A 21759-nucleotide genomic window follows, 5' to 3' on the forward strand; every position below is an offset into this window, starting at 1 on the left:
CGGCCCGTCGTGAGCCTTGCGAGCAAGACTCACCGCGGAATGTCCGCTGGACGCAGTCTTGCGTAGCTCTGCCGGTTCACCGGAAGGCTACGCAAGCAGCAGTCACAGGTGGTGCGGCACTAAACTGGTGCAGCACCGAATGCGCAGTACCTAACGAAGACGGTAATAAGCATGAATCTTCACGAGTATCAGGGTAAGCAGCTGTTCGCTGAGTACGGCCTGCCAGTATCCACAGGCTACGCGGTAGACACCCCGGAAGCGGCAGCAGAAGCTTGCGACAAAATCGGCGGCAGCGAGTGGGTTGTCAAAGCCCAGGTTCACGCCGGTGGTCGCGGTAAAGCGGGCGGCGTAAAGCTGGTTCGCAGCAAAGAAGACGCCAAAGCCTTCGCACAGCAGTGGCTGGGCAAGCGTCTGGTGACCTACCAGACTGACGCCAACGGTCAGCCGGTCACCAAAATCCTGGTTGAATCGTGCACTGATATCGCTAAAGAGCTGTACCTGGGCGCTGTCGTCGACCGTTCGAGCCGCCGCATCGTGTTCATGGCTTCCACCGAAGGTGGCGTGGACATCGAGAAAATCGCTCACGACACTCCAGAAAAAATTCTGAAAGCCACTATCGATCCACTGGTTGGCGCTCAGCCATTCCAGGGTCGCGAGCTGGCATTCCAGCTGGGCCTGGAAGGCAAGCAGGTCACTCAGTTCGCCAAGATCTTCGTAGGTCTGGCCAAGCTGTTCCAGGACCATGACCTGGCGCTGCTGGAAGTGAACCCGCTGGTGATCAAGGCCGACGGCGACCTGCACTGCCTCGATGCCAAGATCAACATCGACGCCAACGCCATGTACCGTCAGCCTAAGCTGAAGACTTTCCACGATCCGTCCCAGGACGATCCGCGCGAAGCGCACGCTGCCAAGTTCGAACTGAACTACGTGGCCCTGGAAGGTAACATCGGCTGCATGGTCAACGGTGCCGGCCTGGCCATGGGTACCATGGACATCGTCAACCTGCACGGCGGCAAGCCAGCCAACTTCCTCGACGTGGGCGGCGGTGCTACCAAGGAACGCGTAACCGAAGCGTTCAAGATCATCCTGTCCGACACCAATGTCGCTGCAGTGCTGGTCAACATCTTCGGCGGCATCGTTCGTTGCGACATGATTGCCGAAGGCATCATCGGCGCCGTGAAAGAAGTCGGCGTGAAAATCCCGGTTGTTGTTCGCCTCGAAGGCAACAACGCTGAGCTGGGCGCTAAAGTACTGGCAGAAAGCGGTTTGAACATCATCGCTGCTACCAGCCTGACCGACGCTGCTCAACAAGTCGTCAAAGCTGCGGAGGGCAAATAATGAGCGTCCTGATCAATAAAGACACCAAGGTTATCTGCCAGGGTATTACCGGTTCGCAAGGTAGTTTCCACACCCAGCAAGCCATCGAGTACGGCACCCAGATGGTTGGCGGCGTAACTCCGGGCAAAGGCGGCACCGAGCACCTGGGCCTACCTGTCTTCAACACCGTCAAGGACGCTGTTGCTGCCACTGGCGCTACCGCCAGCGTGATCTACGTTCCGGCTCCTTTCTGCAAGGACTCCATCCTGGAAGCGGCGTTCGGCGGCATCAAGCTGATCGTGTGCATCACCGAAGGCATCCCGACCATCGACATGCTGGAAGCCAAGGTCAAGTGCGACGAGCTGGGTATCACCCTGATCGGCCCTAACTGCCCAGGCGTGATCACCCCAGGCGAGTGCAAGATCGGCATCATGCCAGGTCACATTCACTTGCCAGGCAAAGTCGGTATCGTTTCCCGTTCCGGCACCCTGACTTACGAAGCCGTGAAGCAGACCACTGACGCCGGTTTCGGTCAGTCCACCTGCGTCGGCATCGGTGGTGACCCGATCCCGGGCTCCAACTTCATCGACATCCTGAAGCTGTTCCAGGAAGACCCGAAGACCGAAGCGATCGTGATGATCGGTGAGATCGGCGGTTCCGCTGAAGAAGAAGCCGCAGCCTTCATCAAGGCCAACGTGACCAAGCCGGTTGTTTCCTACATCGCAGGTGTGACTGCTCCTCCGGGCAAGCGCATGGGCCATGCTGGCGCAATCATCTCTGGCGGCAAAGGCACTGCAGACGAGAAATTCGCCGCACTGCAAGACGCAGGCGTGAAAACCGTGCGTTCGCTGGCAGACATCGGCAAGGCCCTGGCCGAGCTGACTGGCTGGGAAATGAAGAAGTAAGCTTCGGCTGACCTTTTCGTTCCAGCAACAAAGGCCACCTTCGGGTGGCCTTTGTCGTTTTCGAATCATGGGAAGTACAGATCCAATGTGGGAGCGGGCTTGCTCGCGAATGGGGCGTGTCAGGCACATATTTGTCGCTGACATTCCGCATTCGCGAGCAAGCCCGCTCCCACAGGTATTGACGCTGTCATAGGAGTCGTCCTTTACATGCAAAAACGCGACACGGAAATGTCGTGTATCGGATACTTCGCCCCTTAACAGTGCGTTTGTCGTCCAAATTCGTTAGGCTAGCGTCCATTTTTGCGCTCGCAGCTCACAAGGAAGCGGCGCGCTAAACGGGTCGGTCTTATACGGACCGACAGCATTTCCCTCACCCATAAGGGAAATCCCTCTCTAAATTCCGATTCAGTAGTGTGGTTTCCTTAATGAAAGTGTTGAAAGGCCAGGACATCCTGGCGCTTGGTTTCATGACCTTTGCCCTGTTCGTCGGGGCCGGTAACATCATCTTCCCGCCTATCGTCGGTTTGCAGTCAGGGCCTCATGTCTGGATGGCGGCGTTGGGCTTCCTGATCACCGCCGTCGGATTGCCGGTCATTACCGTCGTTGCGCTGGCCAAGGTCGGTGGGGCGATGGATGCCTTGAGCAGCCCTATCGGCAAGATCGCCGGTGGCCTGCTGGCGGCGGTCTGCTACCTCGCTGTCGGCCCGCTGTTCGCCACGCCACGTACCGCCACCGTCTCGTTCGAAGTCGGCCTGGCGCCGCTGACCGGTGAAAGCCCGCTGGCGCTGTTTCTCTACAGTGCCGTGTATTTCCTGGTGGTATTTTTCATCTCGCTTTATCCGGGCCGGCTGCTCGACACGGTCGGACGCTTCCTCGCGCCGCTGAAAATCATCGCCCTGGCCGTGCTGGGTATCGCCGCGTTTGCCTTGCCCGCCGGCGATATCGGCGTGGCAACGCCGGAGTACGTGGCGGCGCCGTTCTCCCAAGGGTTCATCAATGGTTACCTGACCATGGACACCCTGGGGGCGCTGGTATTCGGTATCGTCATTGTGAACGCGATCCGTTCCCGGGGCGTCGAGTCGCCGACCCTGATCACCCGCTACGCCATCATTGCCGGGCTGATCGCCGGAGTGGGCCTGGCATTGGTCTACGTCAGCCTGTTCCGCCTGGGCTCGGGCAGCCACGAAGTGGCCATGGGCGCGACGAATGGCGCCGCGGTTCTGCATGCCTATGTACAACATACGTTTGGTGGCCTGGGCAGCGGTTTCCTGGCCGTGCTGATCTCCCTGGCCTGCCTGGTAACCGCTGTCGGCCTGACCTGCGCCTGCGCGGAATATTTCAGCCGCGTCCTGCCCCTGTCCTACAAGACTCTGGTCGTGATCCTGGCAGCGTTTTCGCTGCTGGTGTCCAACCTGGGCCTGACCAAACTGATCGCGTTCTCGATCCCGGTCCTGACCGCGATCTACCCACCCTGCATCGCTCTGGTGGCCCTGAGTTTCTGCAAGGACTTCTGGCACGAGCAGGGTCGCATCGTTGGCCCGGTAATGCTGGTGTCGCTGCTGTTCGGCCTGGTCGACGCCCTCAAGGGAGCCGGGCTGGCGGACTGGATGCCGACGCAATTGGCCCACTTGCCATTGAGCGAGCAAGGCTTGGCGTGGCTGGTGCCTTCGGTGATGACCCTGGCAGTCGCCGTGCTGTGTGATCGCCTGTTGGGCAAGCGCAGCGAAGCGTTGGCTTAAGCTTTATCGGTAACACTGAAATGCCTCGTATCAATCGATACGGGGCATTTTTTTTGGATGCGGTGTCTTTTTTTGTGAGTTAACGTCGAAGCAGTGTTCTGAAAGGTTTACGCAGAACCTGTGAGAGCGGGCTTGCTCGCGAATGCGGAGTGTCAGGCACATATTTGTCGCTGACACTCCGCATTCGCGAGCAAGCCCGCTCCCACAAGGGTTCACCGCAAGCTGCTCTATGTTCACGTCATACAAGGTATCGAATGTCATTCATCCAAGCCAATCTGACTCATCTTCTCGCCGCCGTCTGGTTCATCGTCTGCTGGGGCGGTTATACCCGTTATGCCACGTGGAAGGCCCGTGACACGGCTTGCCTGGCCAGTGTGATGCATCTGTATCGGGAAGACTGGATGCGCCGGATGCTGCTGCGCGAGAACCGTATCGCCGATGCCAGCGTGATTGGCAACCTGGAGCGCAATGCCTCGTTCTTCGCATCCAGCACGCTGATCATCCTGGCCGGTATTCTGACGGTTCTGGGGGCGTCGGATCGGGCGGTGTCGTTGCTGGCGGACCTGCCGCTGGTGCAGCAGGCTTCCCAAGGGTTGGCGGAAGTCAAGTTGTTGTGTCTGGCCCTGGTGTTTGTCTATGCGTTCTTCACCTTCAGTTGGTGCATGCGTCAATACAACTTCGCGGCGGTCCTGGTGGGATCGGCGCCGATGATTGGTGAGCGACATGTGTCGGAGCAGGAGCGCAAGGCCTTTGCGTTGCGAGCGGCGCGGGTTATCTCGATGGCGGCCAACCAGTTCAACTTTGGCCTGCGTTCTTATTATTTCGGCATGTCCATGTTGGTGTGGTTCGTCAGCCCCTGGTTATTCATGTTGATGAGTGCCGGTGTGGTATTCGTGCTTTACCGTCGGGAATTTCATTCCGATGTGTTGGAGGTGATGGTCTATACCCCGACTGAAGCGCCACCCGCCGAAGTTGCCAAGGACGTGGCCTGAGCGATTGGCCTATGCCGAATCGCAGGCAAAAGAAAACCCGCACCAGGCGGGTTTTCTTTCGCCGCTAAAACCGGATCAGTTGGTTTTAGGTGCGGTAGCCGGCGGGGTGGCAGGGGCTTGTTCCTGCGTGGCGGCTTTGTTCGCTTCCGCCTGATCTTTGGCAGCTTCGGCGTTTTCTTTCGCCGCGTCGTTTACTTTACCCTGTGCTTCGTTCATTTTTTCCTGAGCTTGCTCAGAATGTTGTGCGGCATCTTGAGCTTTGTCTTCGGATTTTTTATCGCAGGCAGCGAGACCGAGGGAGGCGGCCAACATCAAGGCAACAGCTAAAGTCTTACGCATGGGGTGTTTCTCCTTATGGAAATAACTACTGGCCTTTTGAGCCATACCCCTTGGGTTAAGTTCCTCATTTGCTACAGATATATAACTTTGTTCTGGCATGGAACTTTATCGGATCTACCTCGTTAGCGGCTTTGGTCCCTTACAGGCGTTTTTATCGAATGGCTGAAAACCCCATTTTTGAGCGTGCGACCCGTTTTTTATCCGCGCTTCGGCATTGTCAGGTGCTGGGCCTGAAGTTGCACAGCGTCAGCAATGAAGGGCTGACGCTGGTGCTGCCTTTCAGCCCCCGAATTGTCGGCAACCCCCTCACGGGCATCATCCATGGTGGAGCATTGACGTCCTTGATGGATACCGCGTGCGGCATGTCGACCCTGTGCGTGCTGCCTGAGTTCGAGGTCTGTCCGACCCTCGACCTGCGTATCGATTACATGCATGCCGCCGCGCCAGACAAGGACGTCTACGGCTTCGCCCAGTGTTATCGGGTCACGCCGGACGTGATTTTCACGCGGGGTTTTGCCTATCAAGACGACCCCGAACAGCCCATCGCCCATGTGGTGGGTACATTCATGCGCTTGGGCCAGCATGCCAGGGGGCTCGGCAGGGCCGGGGCGGGCAAGTCATGACTGATCTTATTCGCGAACAATTGCGCCAAGCCTGCGAGCAAGGCGACTATGGGCTATTGATGGCCTCGATCCCTTATGCACAGTTGATCGGCGCCGAATGCACCCGACAGGGCGATGAGCTGCTGTTTCGCCTGCCGGCCAGCCCGGAAAACATTGGTAACCCTTTATTGCCTGCGATCCATGGCGGTGTCATTGCCGGTTTCATGGAGCTGTCGGCGGCCATTCATCTGCTGATCGTCACCCGCACGCCGGGTGTGCCGAAAATCATCGATTTTTCCCTGGATTACCTGCGCGCCGGGCAGTTTCGCGACACCTATGCCAAGTGCCAGGTCTGGCGCCAGGGACGACGGGTGGCCAACGTGGCTATCACGGCCTGGCAGGACGACGCGGCTGAGCCCATCGCGACCGCGCGGGCGCATTTCAAGATCCAGGAGCCCGCAAAGCCGACCCGCCCTTGAAATTATCGGGGGCGCCCCCACCTTGAGGTCATCCCGCCGCCGACTCAGCGAGGCGGACACCACCATCCACTTGGAGTTTGATGACAATGAGCGTGGAAACTCAAAAGGAAACCCTGGGCTTCCAGACCGAGGTAAAGCAACTGCTGCACCTGATGATTCACTCGCTGTATTCGAACAAGGAAATTTTCCTTCGCGAGCTGATCTCGAACGCCTCCGACGCTGTCGACAAATTACGTTTCGAAGCCCTGTCCAAGCCAGAATTGCTGGAAGGCGGCGCTGAGCTGAAAATCCGCGTGAGCTTCGACAAGGACGCGAAAACCATCACCCTGGAAGACAACGGCATCGGCATGAGCCGCGAAGAGGTGATCACTCACCTGGGCACGATCGCCAAATCCGGCACTGCCGACTTCATGAAGAACCTGACGGGTGACCAGAAAAAAGACTCCCACCTGATCGGTCAATTCGGCGTCGGCTTCTATTCCGCGTTCATCGTGGCCGATCATGTCGAAGTCTTCAGCCGCCGCGCCGGTCTCGCCGCGAGCGAAGGCGTGCACTGGTCGTCCAAGGGCGAAGGCGAGTTCGAGGTTGCCACCCTCGACAAGGCCGATCGTGGTACCCGCATCGTGCTGCACCTCAAGTCCGGCGAAGACGAGTTCGCCGATGGCTGGCGCTTGCGCAACATCATCAAGAAATACTCCGACCACATCGCGCTGCCGATCGAGTTGCCGAAGCAGGTCACCGCTGCCGAGGGCGAAGAAAAGCCTGAAGTGGAATGGGAAACCGTCAACCGCGCCAGTGCCCTGTGGACTCGCCCACGCACCGAGGTGAAGGATGAGGAATACCAGGAGTTCTACAAGCACATCGCCCACGATTACGAGAACCCGCTGAGCTGGAGCCACAACAAGGTCGAAGGCAAGCTGGAATACAACTCGTTGCTGTACGTGCCGGCCCGCGCACCGTTCGATCTGTACCAGCGCGAAGCACCTCGCGGCCTGAAGCTGTACGTGCAACGTGTATTCGTGATGGACCAGGCAGAATCGTTCCTGCCGCTCTACCTGCGCTTCATCAAGGGCGTGGTGGACTCCAACGACCTGTCCCTGAACGTCTCGCGGGAAATCCTGCAGAAAGACCCGATCATCGACTCCATGAAGTCGGCGCTGACCAAGCGTGTGCTGGATATGCTGGAGAAGCTGGCGAAGAACGAGCCCGAACAGTACAAGAGCTTCTGGAAGAACTTCGGTCAGGTAATGAAGGAAGGTCCGGCCGAGGACTTCGCCAACAAGGAAAAAATTGCCGGCCTGCTGCGTTTTGCCTCGACCCAGGGCGACGATGGCGAACAGATCGTCGGCCTGGCCGATTACCTGGCCCGCGCCAAGGAAGGCCAGGACAAGATTTACTACCTCACCGGCGAGACCTATGCCCAGGTCAAGAACAGCCCGCACCTGGAGGTCTTCCGCAAGAAAGGCATCGAAGTGTTGCTGCTGACCGACCGCATCGACGAGTGGCTGATGAGCTACCTCAACGAGTTCGATGGCAAGAGCTTCGTCGACGTGGCCCGTGGCGACCTGGACCTTGGCAACCTGGATTCGGAAGAAGACAAGAAAGCCGCCGAAGAGATCGCCAAGAGCAAGGAAGGCCTGGTCGAGCGGATCAAGACGGCCTTGGGCGATGCAGTCAGCGAAGTGCGCGTATCCCACCGCCTGACCGACTCTCCGGCGATCCTGGCTATCGGTGAACAGGACCTCGGCCTGCAGATGCGTCAGATTCTCGAAGCCAGCGGCCAGAAAGTCCCGGACTCCAAGCCGATCTTCGAATTCAACCCGGCTCACCCGCTGCTGGAGAAGCTGGACAACGAACAGAGCGAAGAGCGTTTTGGCGATCTGTCGCACATCCTGTTCGACCAGGCGGCCCTGGCTGCTGGCGACAGCTTGAAGGATCCGGCGGCTTATGTTCGCCGTCTGAACAAGCTGTTGGTGGAACTGTCAGCTTAATCAAGTGCAGGAAAAACCCGCTTCGGCGGGTTTTTTCATTTCAGGTGTTCGATTGAAAGGGAGTCTGTCATGAGTCAGATCACGGTTCGCTCACTGGTCTATCAGATCGAAGGTCAACGTTATGAAAGCCGTCTGGCCTTCGACATCAACCAGCAGGGGCCGCGTCCGGGCCTGTTGATGGCACCGAACTGGATGGGTGTAGGGGCGGGGGCCGAGGAGATCGCCAAGTCGGTGGCCGCCAACGGGTACGTGGTATTGATTGCCGATCTGTATGGGCAGACGGTACGGCCGACCAACGCCGATGAAGCGGGGGCGGCAATGATGCCGCTCAAGAATGATCGGGCCATGCTGCGCAAGCGCATGCAGGCCGCGCTCGAACAATTGCAAAGCCAGGACGAGGCGCCGGTCGATGCGTCGAAGCTCGCCACGTTCGGCTTCTGCTTCGGCGGTTGCTGTGCTCTGGAGCTGGCCCGTACAGGCGCGCCGCTAAAGGCTGCCATTTCGTTTCATGGCACCCTGGATACGCCGGATCCTGCGGATGCGCGCAACATCCAGGGCTCGGTGCTGGTGATGCATGGTGCGTCCGATCCTTTGGTGCCCAAGGAACAACTGCCGGTGTTCGAAGACGAAATGAATGCCGCCGGGGTGGATTGGCAATTGCTCAGCTACGGCGGGGCGGTGCATTCGTTCACCGATCCACAAGCCAATGTGCCGGGCAAGATGATGTACAACGCCAAGGTCGCCAACAGGGCGTTCAGGTCGATGCATAACTTGCTGGATGAGGTGTTCAAGGACTGAGTCGTCCGGGGGATGCCAGATTAGCCAAGGCATACACCTGTGGAGGAGTAGCCAAGGCATACATCTGTGGGAGCAAAGCTTGCTCGCGATGAGGGCAGGGCAGTCAACGATATGCTGACCGGTCGGGCGCTATCGCGAGCAAGCTTTGCTCCCACAGGCTTTGCAGAATCAGGGCAACTCGATCCGCTCGCTTTCCCCCGGCACGGTCGGCCAATCGCCGGCCGCCCAGCGTCGACGGGCTTCGTCGATCCGGGCCGGGTCGCTGGAGACAAAATTCCAGTTCATCCGCCGCGGCCCGTCCAACGGCGCGCCTCCGAACAGCACGGCATGGCAATCGCTCTCGGCACACAATGTCATTTCCTTCCCGGCCGGCAGTATCAACAGCGAATGGGGTTCCACCGGCTCTCCCTCCAGTTTCGCTTCACCACTCAACACATACAGTGCCCGTTCTTCATGCTCGGTGGGAATCAGCAGAGTCGTCGCGGTCTGCAGGTTCAATTCGGCATACAGCGTAGGAGACAACACCGGTACCGGCGATTCCAGGCAGAAGCCTGACCCGGCGATCATGCGGATACGGATCCCCAAAGTGTCGCTGACCGGCAAGGTGCGGGCCGGATGATGGCTGTAGTGCCCCGGTCCTTCTTCATGGGATTTGGGCGAGGCCAGCCAGACTTGCAAGCCGTGCATGACGAAATCACTGCTCAACAGTGCCTCGGGTGTGCGTTCCACATGGGCAATGGCGCTGCCTGCGGTCATCCAACTGACGTCTCCGGCCTGTACCACCTGATCGGAACCGAGGCTGTCCTTGTGCTGGAGTGTGCCTTCGAACAGGTAGGTAAGGGTGGACAGCCCGATGTGGGGGTGTTGGCGGATATTCATGCCTTTACCGGCCGGGTAGGTGGTTTGCAGCATGTGGTCGAAAAACACGAAAGGTCCCACGCTGCGGCACTTGGCGGACGGCAGAGGGCGGAGAATCGGCTGGCCTTCGACATCTTCTGCACGGGGGCGAACGGTCAGGGGCGTGGTCATGGTGTCTTCCAGATTGAGCAACGGAGGCGGTGAGCATAACCCGGTGCCGCCGGTGATGGCACAAGCGACTTGAACCCGGGCGGGAAGCGTGGGGTCTATGCTGCTCATGGCCTGTGGAGATTACCCGTTGATCCGTCTGATCATTGCCTGGCTGCTGGTGGTTTTCAGCGTTGCTGCCATGGCCCGCGAATATGTCTACAGCGATGCGCACCTCCATTATGTCGATTTCTTCCAGGAAACTGCCGGGATGCCTGAGCTGCTCAAGGCGATGGCTGACAATCGCATCGAGCACGTCATGATTTCCGGCATTCCGGTGGCTAAGAAATGGCATGAAGACGAGCCCAAGCGGCCACGGTATTACGCCGGTGATGATGCGGATGCCTATTGGTACAGCGCCACCGATGTGATCGTCGCGGCGGCGGTGAACAAGCTGACGCCTGAACAACGCAAGCACTTCCATCCTTTCCTGTCGGGCTTCAACCCCAACGACAAGAACTCCGCCGCCCACATTCAGCGCATGCTCGATCTGTATCCCGGGTTGTGGCAGGGCATCGGAGAGGTATTCACTCGGCATGATGATCTGACCGCGCTGACGTCGGGCGATACCCCGAGGGCCAACAACGAGGCGATGACCCGTATCTACCACTTGGCGGCGGAGAACGACCTGCCGGTGATGTTGCATTCCAACATCACCTCCAAGCGAGAGAAAAATCCACTTTATTTGCCGGAAGTCGAAGAGCCGTTGCGTAACCATCCCCACACGCGGTTCATCTGGGCTCATGCCGGCACCAGCATGGAGATCCATCGGCACCAGACCCGGCTGGATTTCCTGTTGCCAACACTGAGTCGGATGCTGGAGGCTTACCCGAACTTGTACATTGACCTGTCCTGGAGCCTGCTTACGCCGTATTTGCTGGATGAGGCGGGCAAGCCCCGGCAGGAGTGGGTCGAGTTGGTGGAGCGCTTCCCGGAGCGCTTCATGGTGGGGTCGGATGTGGTCGGTCGCTTCAAGAAACTTGGCCACGAGCTGCACGGCTTCGATCCGTTTTTGGATGCCCTGCCGGAAGAGGTGGCCAAGAAGGTGGCGCGCGATAATTTCCTGGCGGTGTTGTGTGGGAGCAAGGCTTGCCCACGATGAACAGGTAGCGGGCTTGAACTGCATCGCGAGCAAGCTTTGCTCCCGCAGGCAAACGCCGCTTTGTCATCAGTCTGTCACGCCCGCGTCATACCCTCGCGCTCATCTCAATCAAGGAGCGCACCATGCAATTCAGCCGTTCAAGCGCACTGTTGGCGCTGTTGTTGACCTGTGGCCTGGCTCAGGCCGAAGTCCGTGTCGAAGGCCCGGTGGAATATGGCGTTTTTGAAGGGACGCAAGCCGAGCTGCAATCGGGAGAGCGGGTGTTGCGGCGCAGCAACGAACCCATTCGCCAGACCGAAAGCGTACCGGCGAAGCTGGGCACCAAGTTCGGCATGCGCTATCAGTTGGTTGGCAAGGTGGCCGATGACCAGCCGTTGACTCTGCTGTATTTCACCCCGGGCATTCGTACCGCCGATGGGGTGCTCCATGACAAATTCGAAGTCACCCAGAAACTGGTGCCCGGTGCGCCTCAGGATGTGATGGCTTATGAATTCACCGAGAGCCATGAGGTGGTGCCGGGCGAATGGCGATTCATGGTGTTCCAGGGGGATCGGTTGCTGACGCAGCAGCGCTTTGTTGTGCGCTGATTCCCCATCCAACGTCGATTACAGCGTGGGAGCGGGCTTGCCCGCGAAGACGGAGTGTCAGTCAGCATATTTGTAGCGGATGCACCGCTTTCGCGAGCAAGCCCGCTCCCACAGGGAATCAGTGGTGAACATCCATGCTGTGAATACACCCCTTCCCACAGGGGGGGCGGTGCATTCAACAGGCATAAAAAAACGCCCCGAACCAGTCGGGGCGTTTTTAATGACGAAGCAGCGGGGCTTACTTGCCCTGCCAGCGCTTGAGTACCAGGGTGGCGTTGGTGCCACCGAAGCCGAAGCTGTTGCTCATCACGGTGTCGATCTTGGCGTCTTCACGGGTCTTGGTCAGGATCGGCAGGTCGGCCACTTCCGGATCCAGCTCGTCGATGTTGGCCGAGCCGGCGATGAAGTTGCCTTCCATCATCAGCATGCAGTAGATCGCTTCGTGAACACCGGCGGCGCCCAGCGAGTGACCCGACAGGCTCTTGGTGGAGCTGATGGCCGGGGCTTTGTCGCCGAACACTTCACGCACGCCTTTCATTTCCGCAACGTCACCGACCGGAGTCGAGGTGCCGTGGGTGTTCAGGTAGTCGATGGGGGTATCGACGGTGGACATGGCCATCTGCATGCAACGAATAGCACCTTCGCCGCTCGGGGCCACCATGTCGTAGCCGTCGGACGTGGCGCCGTAGCCAACGATTTCGGCGTAGATTTTCGCACCGCGGGCCAAGGCGTGTTCCAGTTCCTCGACCACCACCATGCCACCGCCACCGGCGATGACGAAACCGTCACGGTCGGCATCGTAGGCACGGGAGGCTTTCTCGGGGGTGTCGTTGCGCTTGCTGGACAGGGCGCCCATGGCATCGAACAGGAACGACTGGCTCCAGTGTTCTTCTTCGCCGCCGCCGGCAAAGACGATGTCCTGCTTGCCCATCTGGATCTGTTCCATGGCGGTACCGATGCAGTGTGCACTGGTGGCGCAGGCCGAAGCGATGGAGTAGTTCAGGCCCTTGATCTTGAAAGGCGTGGCCAGGCAGGCGGAAACGGTGCTGCTCATGGTCCGGGTGACGCGATAAGGGCCGACGCGCTTGACGCCTTTTTCCCGCAGGATGTCCAGCGCTTCCATCTGGTTCAGGGTCGAAGCACCGCCGGAACCGGCAATCAGGCCGGTGCGCGGGTTGGAAACCTGCTCTTCGGTCAGGCCCGAGTCAGCGATGGCATCCTTCATGGCCAGGTAGGCGTAAGCCGCTGCATGGCCGACGAAACGGTAGATCTTGCGGTCGATCAGCTCTTCGAGGTTGAGGTCAATGGAGCCGGAAACCTGGCTACGCAGACCCATTTCGGCGTATTCCGGGTTGAACCGGATGCCCGGGCGACTTGCACGCAGGTTAGCGGAGACGGTCTCTTTGTCATTGCCCAGGCAAGAAACGATGCCCAGACCAGTGATAACGACGCGGCGCATGCGGATAACCCTTAGAAGTTGTCAGTGGAGGTGAAAACGCCAACCCGAAGGCCTTCGGCGGTGTAGATCTCGCGACCGTCGACAGCCACCGAACCATCGGCGATGGCCATGTTCAGCTTGCCCTTGAGGACGCGTTTGATATGGATGTTATAGGTGATTTTCTTCGCGGTCGGCAGGACCTGACCGAAGAACTTCACTTCGCCCGAACCCAGGGCGCGACCGCGGCCCGGCAGACCCTGCCAGCCGAGGAAAAAACCGACCAGCTGCCACATGGCATCCAGGCCCAGGCAGCCCGGCATCACCGGATCGCCTTCGAAATGGCAGGCGAAGAACCACAGGTCCGGAGTGATATCCAGCTCGGCGACCAATTCACCTTTGCCGTACTTGCCGCCCTCTTCGCTGATATGGGTGATACGGTCCACCATCAGCATGTTCGGGGCGGGCAGTTGCGCGTTACCTGGGCCGAACAGCTCACCGCGACTGCAGCGCAGCAGATCTTCCCGGGTAAAGGCGTTTTGTTTGGTCATGCGAGCTCCTCAATAATCCCATGCGGCAGGGTGGGGCGAATCTTCCCGGCCGATCGAAGCGTTCATGCCTCGAATCGGCAGCCTACCCATAGACTATTGCGTTGTAGTGAAAGTCACAGCGCAGAGGCAAATGAATGAACACCTGTGCACTGAAATATTAATTCAAGCCCCCAGTCGAGGCTCGTCGGGTGCCTAAGACTGCCGCACTTTCGCTTTCCACGCCAGCCACATGGGTTACTAATGCACCCAACGCTGCATAATTTGCTGCAGATCAGTTCTTTTGAAGGGTTTTGCAAGGTAATCGTTCATGCCTGCCGTCAGACAGGCTTCGCGGTCGCCTTGTAGCGCGTTGGCCGTCAACGCGACGATGGGCACCGTGCCGCAGCCCGGCAGCTGGCGTATCTGTCGCGTGGCCTCGTAGCCATCGACCAGGGGTAGCCTGCAGTCCATGAGAATCAAGTCGAACATCAGGCTTTCGGCGCTGCGTATGGCCTGGGCGCCGTCGGAAGCGATGCTCACGGTGAAGCCCAGGCTGCGCAACATGGCTTCGATCACGGTCTGGTTGACCGGATTGTCCTCCACCAGCAGCACATGACGGCCTTCGCCGTCTCCCTTGTCGCCAGGCAATCGAGGCGCCAGGACCGGTGGGCTCTGCGTAGACAACGCCAGGGGAATCTCCAGGGTAAACACCGAACCCTGGCCTTCTTCGCTCTGCGCCCGCAGGGTACCGCCCATGCGTTCGGCCAGAGTCCTGGCAATGGGCAGGCCCAGGCCGGTGCCGCCGTAGCGTCGGGAGATGGAGCTGTCCGCCTGCTGGAAGGCGTCGAACATGCGTTCCAGGCTTTCGGCCGGAATGCCAATGCCGCTGTCGCGTACTGCGCAGGTAAACCACAGCAGTTCGTGATCCAGGGCCTGCCACTGGCATTGCACGGTAACGCGACCTTGCTCGGTGAACTTCAGCGCGTTGCCGATCAGGTTCACCAGAATCTGCCTGATCCGCGTCGGATCGCCTTGTACCCGCAGGGCATGCATGTCGTCGGGAATCAGCAGGTCCAGGCCCAGTTTGCGTTGTGCGGCGCTGTGCTGGAAGGACTGCGCACAACTGCTCACCAGTTCCGCCAGGTTGAACGGGATGTGCTCCAGCTCCAGGGCCGAGCGTTCGATGCGCGAGAAATCGAGGATGTCGTTGATCACCTTCAACAGGTGTTCGGTGGATTCCGAAGCCAGCGCCGTGTACTCGTGCTGCTCCTCGGTCATCCGGGTGGTTTCCAGCAGTTGCAGCATGCCCAGCACACCGTTCATGGGGGTACGCAGTTCATGGCTCATCATCGCCAGGAACTCGGACTTGGCGCTGTTGGCCTTTTCCGCTTCTTCGCGGGTCTTGATCAACTGTGCCATGGCCTGGTGCTGTTCCCGGCTGGCTTGCTCCAGCCCGTCGGCCAGGTTGTTGATATGCCGCGACAAGGCCCCGAGTTCGGCGTCGTCGACGATGGGCAGGGGCTTGCTGTAGTCGCCCTGCTGGATGGCCTTGACCGCATCGCCGATGTCGCGGATCGGCCGGGACAGGTTCGAAGCCAGGCGGCGCGCCACCAGAAAAGTGAAGAGCAAGGCAAACAGCGCCAGGATCGCGGCCTTTAGCAGAATCTCCTGTTGCCGTTGGCTGAAGGCGTCGCTGGACATGCCGACGACCACCCGGCCCAGGTAATCTTCGCCGGACGTCTCGACGGTCGGATTGTTGCTTTGCAGGAAATCATTGTTCAGGGCGATGCGTTGCAGGCGCACCGGCGCCTGGAAGACTTCGATTTGCTGGGAATGGCTGCGGTTCTGCGCCGGCTGTTCGACATACACCAACACCCGGTCCGTGGCGTCCTGAACTTCCAGGAAGCGCACGTGGGGCGTGGCCAGGGTGGCGGTGAGCAGACTTTCCAGCACCTCGTTGTTGCCGGAGATTACGCCGTATTCCGTGGCCGGGGCCAGTTGGTTGGCGATCAGTTGGCCGGTGTGATTGAGTTCCTGGCGCAAGTCCTGGATCCGCACGAAGGTAAAGAAACTGATCAACAACACGGTCAGCAGCAATGCCGGGCCGAGGGAGATGAGCTGGGTGCGGGTATTGATATCCCAACGGCGACGCAAGGTCATGGACGTTGTTCTCCTTCGGCCAACTGCGAAGCGACGGATTCGGTATCGATCGGTTCGATCCCCAGGGAACGTGCAACCTGGCGGTTACTCAAGACTTTGAAGCGGGGCGGATACAAGGTGCGCGGCCAACTGGAGGCGGGACGGTCAAGCAACTCGTCGAGAATCGCCAGCCAGTCTTCCTGGTCGCTGTAGGTACTGACCAGGCTACCGGCCTTGACGAAGGCCGCGCTTGGCCCGATCAACGCGCGCTGCCTGGCATAGCTGCTGAGCAGCAGGTTCTTCACGGTCTTGGGGTTGTACAGGTCGGGATCATCGAGGCCCAGCAACACATCGCTCTGGCCCAGCAGGTCCTGCAGGGGGCGGCTGTCATTGGTGTCGTTCCAGCGTTCGGTCACGATCTCCAAGCCCAACGGTGCCGCGACCTGGCGGATTTCCTTGAGCAGAAACTCACTGTGGCCGTCATACAGCACGCCGACTCTGCGCACCTGCGGGAGCACCGAGCGAATCAGCCGCAATTGTCGCCCCACGGGAGGATCGCTCCACAGCAGGCTCAGCTGAGAGGGCGTCGTTTCACCCAGGCGATCCCGCGCTTGCAGGCGGCTGATCCGCAGCACCAGCGTGGCCGGTCCTTGATGGGCTTGCAGGCGCCAATCGAGGCTGGGTAAATCCAGCAGGACCAATCGGGTTTCAGCGGGCAACTTGTCCGGCGCCGGCAGGTTTGCCAGCGGAGTGAACCGCACTGTGTCGTCCGGACGCAGGGCTTTCAAGGCCTGGGTGAAGGATTGCACACCGGGGCTGTCCTGGGCGCCCGTGAGCAGGATCTCGGCGGCCCGGGCCTCGATCACCGCCAACCAGCCGGCGAGCACCAGGCACAGCGCCAGCGGCAGGCGGCCGGAAAATGGCCTGGTGGGAGATCGGCCCCGGAACATCTAGAAGGACAACTCCGCGCTGAAATAAAGGACGTGTCGGGAGTCGTAGCGGTTATCGACGAATGTGGTGGGCTGATTGTCCAGGCGTTCTTGCAGGACTCCCGCCAGTTCCAGGTTGGCCTTGCCCAACGGGATGCGGCGGGCGAGGCGGGTGTCGACCCGTTCGAAGCGATAACCGTTGAGGGCATCGGCGGCGTAATAGAACACTGAGCTGTTCCAACCCTGGCCCCAGTCCCGCAGCCAGCCGGCAGATCCGCTGTTGCGGGCGGTCAGTTGTTCGTCGAGGGGGTTGCTGGCCAGCGCATCGACATAGGCATAGGTCAGTCGCAGGCGGTCGGCGTTGGTCAGGCGCCAATCGAGCTGGGTTTCGGCCCCGGAAAATTGCGATTCATTGGAGTTGCTGGCGATGTACTGGTTGTTGCGCAGCGGTTCGCTGATCATGCCGGTGATTTCGTCGTGGAACAGCCTTACGTCGACCGACAGGCCCAAATCCATGAAGTAACCGTTATAGCCCAGTTCCCGGGAACGCATGTGCTCCTGGTCGAGGTTCCCCGGACCACGGGTCTGGACGAAGTATCGGGCGCTGTTGCGGCCGAAGGCGCCGGGCTGCAGGTTGGTGACTTGGTAACTCCAGTTGACGTTGTTCTCAAACATGTCCGGTGAGCGCACCGCCTCGGAGTAAACCGCCCGCAGGCCATGGCGTGGCGTGATCAGGTAGTTGACCGCCACTCGCGGCGTCAGCGAACTGCCGGTCAGGCGGGTGTCTTCGAACATGGCGCCGCCCTGCAGCAGCCAGTGCTCGGTGGCTCGCCACTCGAACTGGCCGAACAGCCGCCAGGTGGTGTCGTCCAGGGTGCCGTTGAAATAGGTCTCGGAGTCGGCCCGGTCGTAGCGATAATTCGCCCCGGTGACCAGTCGCAGGCTGTCGGACAGGCTCAACGTATCCTGGATTTCCAGGTCGTAGCGCGATTCCCGGGCACTCTGATCAATATCGCCGCACAACGTCCGCGATGCACCGTTGCGCCACTGATCGAGCACCTGGTTGGCCAGCGCCTGTTCCTGCGCCGTACCGGGCGGTGCACCGGTATTGGTGTAGGTGGGCATGTTGCGCGCCAGTTTCTCGGCGTAGTTGGGGTTGAGCTGCCAGAGATCGGTCAACTGTGGACTGAAGGACACCTCGGCATCACAGGCACGCCAGGTTTGCTGGCGATCCCAATGCTGGAACGAGCCTTGTACATAAAGGCTGTGGTCGGGGTCCAGGTCCAGGTTCCAGCGCAGCGAACCGGCATAATCCTTGGCAATGACGTCGGAGTTATCCCCAGCGGCCGTGATCCCGGCAAATACTGGCTTGTAGGTGTAGGGCCGCTGGTTGGTCCCGTCCTTGGCGTTCAACTGCCAGTCGATGCTCTGCTGCTCGTCGAGGGTCTGGCTGACCGACAGGTTGAAGCGGTTCAAGCGTCGACTGTCGCGGTAGTCGGCGCCGTTGCGGTTGCTGTCAAAGCCATCGTCTTCCTGGCCGGACAGCGAGAGCCGCATGTCACCGCCATCCCAGCCGCTGCCCTGGCTGGCGTACCAGTCGCTGATACCCCGTTGGCCCCGGGTCATTTTCAGCCGGGTGCCGTGGCTGTCGGCCGGGGCGCGGGTGATGATATTGACCACCGCCATCAGCGCGTTGGCACCGTAGCTGACGGTGTTGGGGCCGCGGAAGACTTCGATCCGCTCGATGTCTTCCATGGCCACCGGAATGTCGCTCCAGTCCACCGTGGCCAGGCCGGCGCGGTACACCGAGCGGCCATCGATCAACACCTGCATGCGACGGGCTTCGCTGGCGTTGGTGCCGTGGTAGTTCACGGTGGGCTGGTTGCCGCTCAGGTTGCCGACCATCATGCCCGGCACCAGGCGCAACAGTTCGCTGATGTCCCGGGCGCCACTGGCCTTGATCAACTCGCTGTCCAGCACGGTCATACTGCCCGGCACCGCCGCCGGCGATTGCTTGAGTCGCGTCGCGGTCAAGACTTGAGGCAGGGGCTGGCTGTCGACAAACAAGTCGTCGGCCCATACAGGCGGGCTGATGAGCAGCGCCAATAGCAGCGACGAACCTGGGCGAAAGGGGCCAACGGACACGGCATAGCCTTTGGGTAGCAGACGGATGGCAGGCATGTTAACTGAGCTGAGCGACTTTTCCAGTTGAGTTGATAGCATTTTCCTAGCAATTGGTGGTCAGCTTCCTACGACTGCGGGTCATCACAGAGGGCTGGTCGGCTTTCGGCCGCTCCGTATAATGCCCGGCATCGCCACTTGGTATGGATGAACGGATTGCATATGACTGAACAGCGCCCGATTGCGGTTCTGGGGGGCGGAAGTTTCGGTACCGCCGTGGCCAATCTGCTGGCCGAAAACGGCCACGCTGTACGCCAATGGATGCGAGACCCCGAGCAGGCCGAGGCCATTCGGGTCAATCGCGAGAACCCGCGTTACCTCAAGGGCATCAAGATCCGCCCGGAAGTGGAGCCCGTGACCGACCTGCAGGCGACACTCGACGGCAGTGATCTGTTTTTCGTCGCCTTGCCATCCAGCGCCTTGCGTTCGGTGCTGGCGCCCCATGCCGAGCGCTTGAGCGGCAAACTGCTGGTCAGCTTGACCAAGGGTATCGAGGCCCAGACGTTCAAGCTGATGAGCGAGATCCTCGAAGACATCGCGCCCAAGGCGCGGATCGGGGTTATCTCCGGGCCGAACCTGGCGCGGGAAATCGCCGAGCACGCCTTGACCGCCACTGTGGTGGCCAGCGAAGACGAAGAACTGTGCCAGCGGGTCCAGGCAGCCCTTCACGGTCGCACCTTCCGGGTTTATGCCAGCGCCGACCGTTTCGGTGTGGAGCTGGGCGGGGCGTTGAAGAACGTCTATGCCATCATCGCCGGCATGGCGGTGGCGCTGGGGATGGGGGAAAACACCAAGAGCATGCTGATCACCCGGGCGCTGGCGGAAATGACCCGTTTTGCCGTCAGCCAGGGCGCCAACCCGATGACCTTCCTCGGGCTGGCCGGCGTGGGCGACCTGATCGTGACTTGTTCGTCGCCCAAGAGTCGTAACTACCAGGTCGGTTTCGCCCTTGGCCAGGGCCTGAGCCTGGACGAGGCCGTCTCCCGGTTGGGAGAAGTGGCCGAAGGGGTCAATACCCTCAAGGTGCTCAAGGCCAAGTCCCAGGAGACGGGGGTTTACATGCCGCTGGTCGCCGGGTTGCATGCGATCCTGTTCGAAGGGCGCACGCTGGAGCAGGTCATCGAACTGTTGATGCGCGGCGAACCGAAGACCGATGTCGATTTCATTTCCACCAGCGGCTTCAACTGAGCCTCTGCGATACAGGACAGGAGCGAACCATGAACGATCCCAAGGGCGAAGCCCAATACGAGTCCATTCTGTTACGCGTGTTGTGGATGATCATCTACCTGTTGGTCTGGCAGGTGGCGCAATTCATCCTCGGCGCCGTGGTACTTGTGCAATTGATTTATCGATTGATTTACGGCGCACCCAGCGCCGGCCTGATGAACTTCGGCGACAGCCTGAGTCAGTTCCTGGCTCAGATCGGTCGATTCGGCACCTTTCACAGTGACCAGAAGCCCTGGCCGTTTGCGGATTGGCCGACCCCGCGTGCGCCGGAAGGGGAAGCGCCGCATGCCGTGGCGCCGGCTCCGCATCCGGTCCGGGATGAGGAGCCCAAGCTATGAACGTATGGGTATTGCGCCATGGTGAGGCCGAGCCTCACGGCTCCCGTCCCGATCCCGAGCGGGCGCTGACCGCTCACGGTCGCGAAGAAGTGTTGCGCAGCGCCGCCGAGCTGATCGGGCGACCGTTGACCGCGATTTATGCCAGCCCCTACGTGCGTGCCCAGCAAACCGCGCAACTGGTGCGAGAGGTGCTGGGTTTCGAACCGGAACTGCTCACGGTTGATTGGCTCACCCCGCAAACCCCGCCGCAAACCGTCCTGGAACACCTCAGGGACCGGGATAATGTGCTGCTGGTCAGTCATAACCCGCTGGTGGGCAGCCTGCTTGGCCTGGCGCAGCACGGTCATCTGCAACAACCTGAGCAGGTGCACACAGCTGGGTTGGCGGAGTTGGAAGGCGACCTGCCGCTGGCCGGCGCGATGACGCTCAAGGGCATCAAGCACCCCTGACTGAAAAAACGCACCTGTGGGAGCAAGGCTTGCCCGCGATGGCATCGACACCCACAGCCCTGATCCACCGCGGCGCCAGCATCGCGGGCAAGCCTTGCTCCTACAGATATTGAATCCTGCGCAAATAACAACATGAAGGAAAGGCAACGATGAGTCTGTGGCGCACCACCCCCAACATCGAGCAACTGAACGCCGCCGGTAAGAACACCATCAGCGAGGTGCTGGACATTCGTTTCGAATCGTTCGACGACGAGTCCCTGACCGCCAGCATGGTCGTCGATCACCGCACCCACCAGCCGTTCGGCCTGTTGCATGGCGGGGCTTCGGTGGTACTTGCTGAAACGGTCGGATCCATGGCCGCCTATCTGTGCGTGGATACCAGCAAATACTATTGCGTGGGCCTGGAGATCAACGCCAACCATTTGCGTGGCGTGCGCAGCGGCCGGGTGACGGCCACGGCCCGGATGATCCACCTGGGGCGCACCACCCAGGTCTGGGATATCCGCCTGACCAACGATGAAGGCAAGGTCAACTGCGTGTCACGGTTGACCATGGCCGTGGTGCCGCTGGGCGAGCAGCCGCCGGCGCGTTGAGGTCTGGATCGTAGAATGCGGG

General features: G+C 60.2%; 21 protein-coding genes. 14 read left to right on the forward strand and 7 right to left on the reverse strand.

The window, feature by feature from the left end:
* Positions 1–171 precede the first annotated feature (171 nt).
* The 4 genes from sucC (at position 172) to LCU97_RS18845 (ending at position 4953) form a co-directional block, all read left to right on the forward strand.
* Positions 172–1338, forward strand: a complete 1167-nt coding sequence (gene sucC, locus LCU97_RS18830; RefSeq protein WP_003179235.1) for an ADP-forming succinate--CoA ligase subunit beta — start codon at positions 172–174, stop codon at positions 1336–1338.
* A complete protein-coding gene (gene sucD / locus LCU97_RS18835) occupies positions 1338–2222 on the forward strand; it encodes a succinate--CoA ligase subunit alpha (RefSeq protein WP_053149972.1) in 885 nt (294 codons plus the stop codon). The genes sucC and sucD overlap by 1 nt, the downstream gene beginning before the upstream one ends.
* Positions 2223–2647: 425 nt before the next feature.
* Complete coding sequence (gene brnQ / locus LCU97_RS18840) at positions 2648–3961, forward strand: branched-chain amino acid transport system II carrier protein (protein WP_053149975.1); 1314 nt, start codon at positions 2648–2650, stop codon at positions 3959–3961.
* Between the two features lie 254 nt (positions 3962–4215).
* A complete protein-coding gene (locus LCU97_RS18845; RefSeq protein ID WP_053149977.1) occupies positions 4216–4953 on the forward strand; it encodes a DUF599 domain-containing protein in 738 nt (245 codons plus the stop codon).
* 75 nt (positions 4954–5028) lie between these two features.
* On the opposite strand, the gene LCU97_RS18850 is transcribed toward LCU97_RS18845, so the two are convergent.
* The gene (locus LCU97_RS18850; RefSeq protein WP_053149980.1) at positions 5029–5292 is read right to left on the reverse strand and encodes a hypothetical protein; all 264 of its coding nucleotides are present in this window, start codon (positions 5290–5292) and stop codon (positions 5029–5031) included.
* Positions 5293–5450: 158 nt separating this feature from the next.
* On the opposite strand from LCU97_RS18850, the gene LCU97_RS18855 reads away from it, so the two are divergent.
* From LCU97_RS18855 to LCU97_RS18870, 4 genes are all read left to right on the forward strand, one after another.
* Positions 5451–5915 (forward strand): PaaI family thioesterase, encoded by a 465-nt coding sequence (locus tag LCU97_RS18855; protein ID WP_232777465.1) that lies wholly within the window; start codon positions 5451–5453, stop codon positions 5913–5915.
* Positions 5912–6373 carry a PaaI family thioesterase gene (locus LCU97_RS18860; RefSeq protein ID WP_053149985.1) on the forward strand — a complete coding sequence of 154 codons (462 nt, stop codon included), beginning with the start codon at positions 5912–5914 and terminating at the stop codon, positions 6371–6373. Before LCU97_RS18855 ends, LCU97_RS18860 begins: the two co-directional genes overlap by 4 nt.
* 86 nt (positions 6374–6459) lie before the next feature.
* Complete coding sequence (htpG, locus tag LCU97_RS18865; protein WP_053149989.1) at positions 6460–8364, forward strand: molecular chaperone HtpG; 1905 nt, start codon at positions 6460–6462, stop codon at positions 8362–8364.
* Positions 8365–8433: 69 nt separating this feature from the next.
* A complete protein-coding gene (locus LCU97_RS18870) occupies positions 8434–9162 on the forward strand; it encodes a dienelactone hydrolase family protein (RefSeq protein WP_232777466.1) in 729 nt (242 codons plus the stop codon).
* Positions 9163–9330: 168 nt separating this feature from the next.
* Here LCU97_RS18870 and LCU97_RS18875 read toward each other — a convergent pair whose 3' ends face one another.
* Positions 9331–10191, reverse strand: a complete 861-nt coding sequence (locus tag LCU97_RS18875) for a pirin family protein (RefSeq protein ID WP_053149995.1) — start codon at positions 10189–10191, stop codon at positions 9331–9333.
* Between the two features lie 178 nt (positions 10192–10369).
* Here LCU97_RS18875 and LCU97_RS18880 point away from each other — a divergent pair, with 178 nt between their 5' ends.
* Positions 10370–11329, forward strand: a complete 960-nt coding sequence (locus LCU97_RS18880) for an amidohydrolase family protein (RefSeq protein WP_408636421.1) — start codon at positions 10370–10372, stop codon at positions 11327–11329.
* Between the two features lie 122 nt (positions 11330–11451).
* Entirely contained in the window at positions 11452–11916 is a 465-nt protein-coding gene (locus LCU97_RS18885) for a DUF3859 domain-containing protein (RefSeq protein ID WP_053149998.1), read from the forward strand.
* Positions 11917–12154: 238 nt separating this feature from the next.
* On the opposite strand, the gene fabB is transcribed toward LCU97_RS18885, so the two are convergent.
* From fabB to LCU97_RS18910, 5 genes are all read right to left on the reverse strand, one after another.
* Positions 12155–13375: a beta-ketoacyl-ACP synthase I gene (gene fabB / locus LCU97_RS18890; RefSeq protein WP_232777467.1), complete on the reverse strand. Its 1221-nt coding sequence runs from the start codon at positions 13373–13375 to the stop codon at positions 12155–12157.
* 11 nt (positions 13376–13386) lie between these two features.
* Positions 13387–13902 carry a 3-hydroxyacyl-[acyl-carrier-protein] dehydratase FabA gene (gene fabA / locus LCU97_RS18895; RefSeq protein WP_003204400.1) on the reverse strand — a complete coding sequence of 172 codons (516 nt, stop codon included), beginning with the start codon at positions 13900–13902 and terminating at the stop codon, positions 13387–13389.
* 237 nt (positions 13903–14139) lie between these two features.
* Positions 14140–16041, reverse strand: coding sequence for an ATP-binding protein (locus LCU97_RS18900; protein WP_232777468.1), 1902 nt, complete (start codon positions 16039–16041; stop codon positions 14140–14142).
* Positions 16038–16970, reverse strand: coding sequence for an ABC transporter substrate-binding protein (locus LCU97_RS18905; protein ID WP_232777469.1), 933 nt, complete (start codon positions 16968–16970; stop codon positions 16038–16040). Before LCU97_RS18905 ends, LCU97_RS18900 begins: the two co-directional genes overlap by 4 nt.
* Positions 16971–19094 carry a TonB-dependent receptor plug domain-containing protein gene (locus LCU97_RS18910; protein WP_232777535.1) on the reverse strand — a complete coding sequence of 708 codons (2124 nt, stop codon included), beginning with the start codon at positions 19092–19094 and terminating at the stop codon, positions 16971–16973.
* A 198-nt stretch (positions 19095–19292) separates the two neighbouring features.
* Here LCU97_RS18910 and LCU97_RS18915 point away from each other — a divergent pair, with 198 nt between their 5' ends.
* From LCU97_RS18915 to LCU97_RS18930, 4 genes are all read left to right on the forward strand, one after another.
* On the forward strand, positions 19293–20318 hold the full coding sequence (locus LCU97_RS18915; RefSeq protein ID WP_053150010.1) for an NAD(P)H-dependent glycerol-3-phosphate dehydrogenase: 1026 nt from the start codon (positions 19293–19295) through the stop codon (positions 20316–20318).
* Positions 20319–20347: 29 nt separating this feature from the next.
* Positions 20348–20695 (forward strand): DUF4389 domain-containing protein, encoded by a 348-nt coding sequence (locus LCU97_RS18920; protein WP_053150013.1) that lies wholly within the window; start codon positions 20348–20350, stop codon positions 20693–20695.
* Entirely contained in the window at positions 20692–21144 is a 453-nt protein-coding gene (gene sixA, locus LCU97_RS18925) for a phosphohistidine phosphatase SixA (protein WP_232777470.1), read from the forward strand. The genes LCU97_RS18920 and sixA overlap by 4 nt, the downstream gene beginning before the upstream one ends.
* A 149-nt stretch (positions 21145–21293) precedes the next feature.
* The gene (locus LCU97_RS18930; RefSeq protein WP_053150021.1) at positions 21294–21737 is read left to right on the forward strand and encodes a hotdog fold thioesterase; all 444 of its coding nucleotides are present in this window, start codon (positions 21294–21296) and stop codon (positions 21735–21737) included.
* The last annotated feature ends 22 nt before the right edge of the window (positions 21738–21759 follow it).

Source organism: Pseudomonas uvaldensis (assembly GCF_021271205.1).
In the GTDB taxonomy this organism is placed as follows: domain Bacteria; phylum Pseudomonadota; class Gammaproteobacteria; order Pseudomonadales; family Pseudomonadaceae; genus Aquipseudomonas; species Aquipseudomonas uvaldensis.

Bases quoted from the DNA above. Each gene is read 5' to 3' on its own strand.
- sucC (WP_003179235.1), top strand. From the start codon at position 172: ATGAATCTTCACGAGTATCAGGGTAAGCAGCTGTTCGCTGAGTACGGC.
- fabA (WP_003204400.1), bottom strand. From the start codon at position 13,902: ATGACCAAACAAAACGCCTTTACCCGGGAAGATCTGCTGCGCTGCAGT.
- sucD (WP_053149972.1), top strand. From the start codon at position 1,338: ATGAGCGTCCTGATCAATAAAGACACCAAGGTTATCTGCCAGGGTATT.
- LCU97_RS18855 (WP_232777465.1), top strand. From the start codon at position 5,451: ATGGCTGAAAACCCCATTTTTGAGCGTGCGACCCGTTTTTTATCCGCG.
- htpG (WP_053149989.1), top strand. From the start codon at position 6,460: ATGAGCGTGGAAACTCAAAAGGAAACCCTGGGCTTCCAGACCGAGGTA.
- LCU97_RS18900 (WP_232777468.1), bottom strand. From the start codon at position 16,041: ATGACCTTGCGTCGCCGTTGGGATATCAATACCCGCACCCAGCTCATC.
- LCU97_RS18850 (WP_053149980.1), bottom strand. From the start codon at position 5,292: ATGCGTAAGACTTTAGCTGTTGCCTTGATGTTGGCCGCCTCCCTCGGT.
- LCU97_RS18870 (WP_232777466.1), top strand. From the start codon at position 8,434: ATGAGTCAGATCACGGTTCGCTCACTGGTCTATCAGATCGAAGGTCAA.
- LCU97_RS18860 (WP_053149985.1), top strand. From the start codon at position 5,912: ATGACTGATCTTATTCGCGAACAATTGCGCCAAGCCTGCGAGCAAGGC.
- LCU97_RS18930 (WP_053150021.1), top strand. From the start codon at position 21,294: ATGAGTCTGTGGCGCACCACCCCCAACATCGAGCAACTGAACGCCGCC.
- LCU97_RS18915 (WP_053150010.1), top strand. From the start codon at position 19,293: ATGACTGAACAGCGCCCGATTGCGGTTCTGGGGGGCGGAAGTTTCGGT.
- LCU97_RS18885 (WP_053149998.1), top strand. From the start codon at position 11,452: ATGCAATTCAGCCGTTCAAGCGCACTGTTGGCGCTGTTGTTGACCTGT.
- LCU97_RS18920 (WP_053150013.1), top strand. From the start codon at position 20,348: ATGAACGATCCCAAGGGCGAAGCCCAATACGAGTCCATTCTGTTACGC.
- LCU97_RS18875 (WP_053149995.1), bottom strand. From the start codon at position 10,191: ATGACCACGCCCCTGACCGTTCGCCCCCGTGCAGAAGATGTCGAAGGC.
- sixA (WP_232777470.1), top strand. From the start codon at position 20,692: ATGAACGTATGGGTATTGCGCCATGGTGAGGCCGAGCCTCACGGCTCC.
- LCU97_RS18905 (WP_232777469.1), bottom strand. From the start codon at position 16,970: ATGTTCCGGGGCCGATCTCCCACCAGGCCATTTTCCGGCCGCCTGCCG.
- LCU97_RS18845 (WP_053149977.1), top strand. From the start codon at position 4,216: ATGTCATTCATCCAAGCCAATCTGACTCATCTTCTCGCCGCCGTCTGG.
- fabB (WP_232777467.1), bottom strand. From the start codon at position 13,375: ATGCGCCGCGTCGTTATCACTGGTCTGGGCATCGTTTCTTGCCTGGGC.
- LCU97_RS18880 (WP_408636421.1), top strand. From the start codon at position 10,370: ATGGCCCGCGAATATGTCTACAGCGATGCGCACCTCCATTATGTCGAT.
- brnQ (WP_053149975.1), top strand. From the start codon at position 2,648: ATGAAAGTGTTGAAAGGCCAGGACATCCTGGCGCTTGGTTTCATGACC.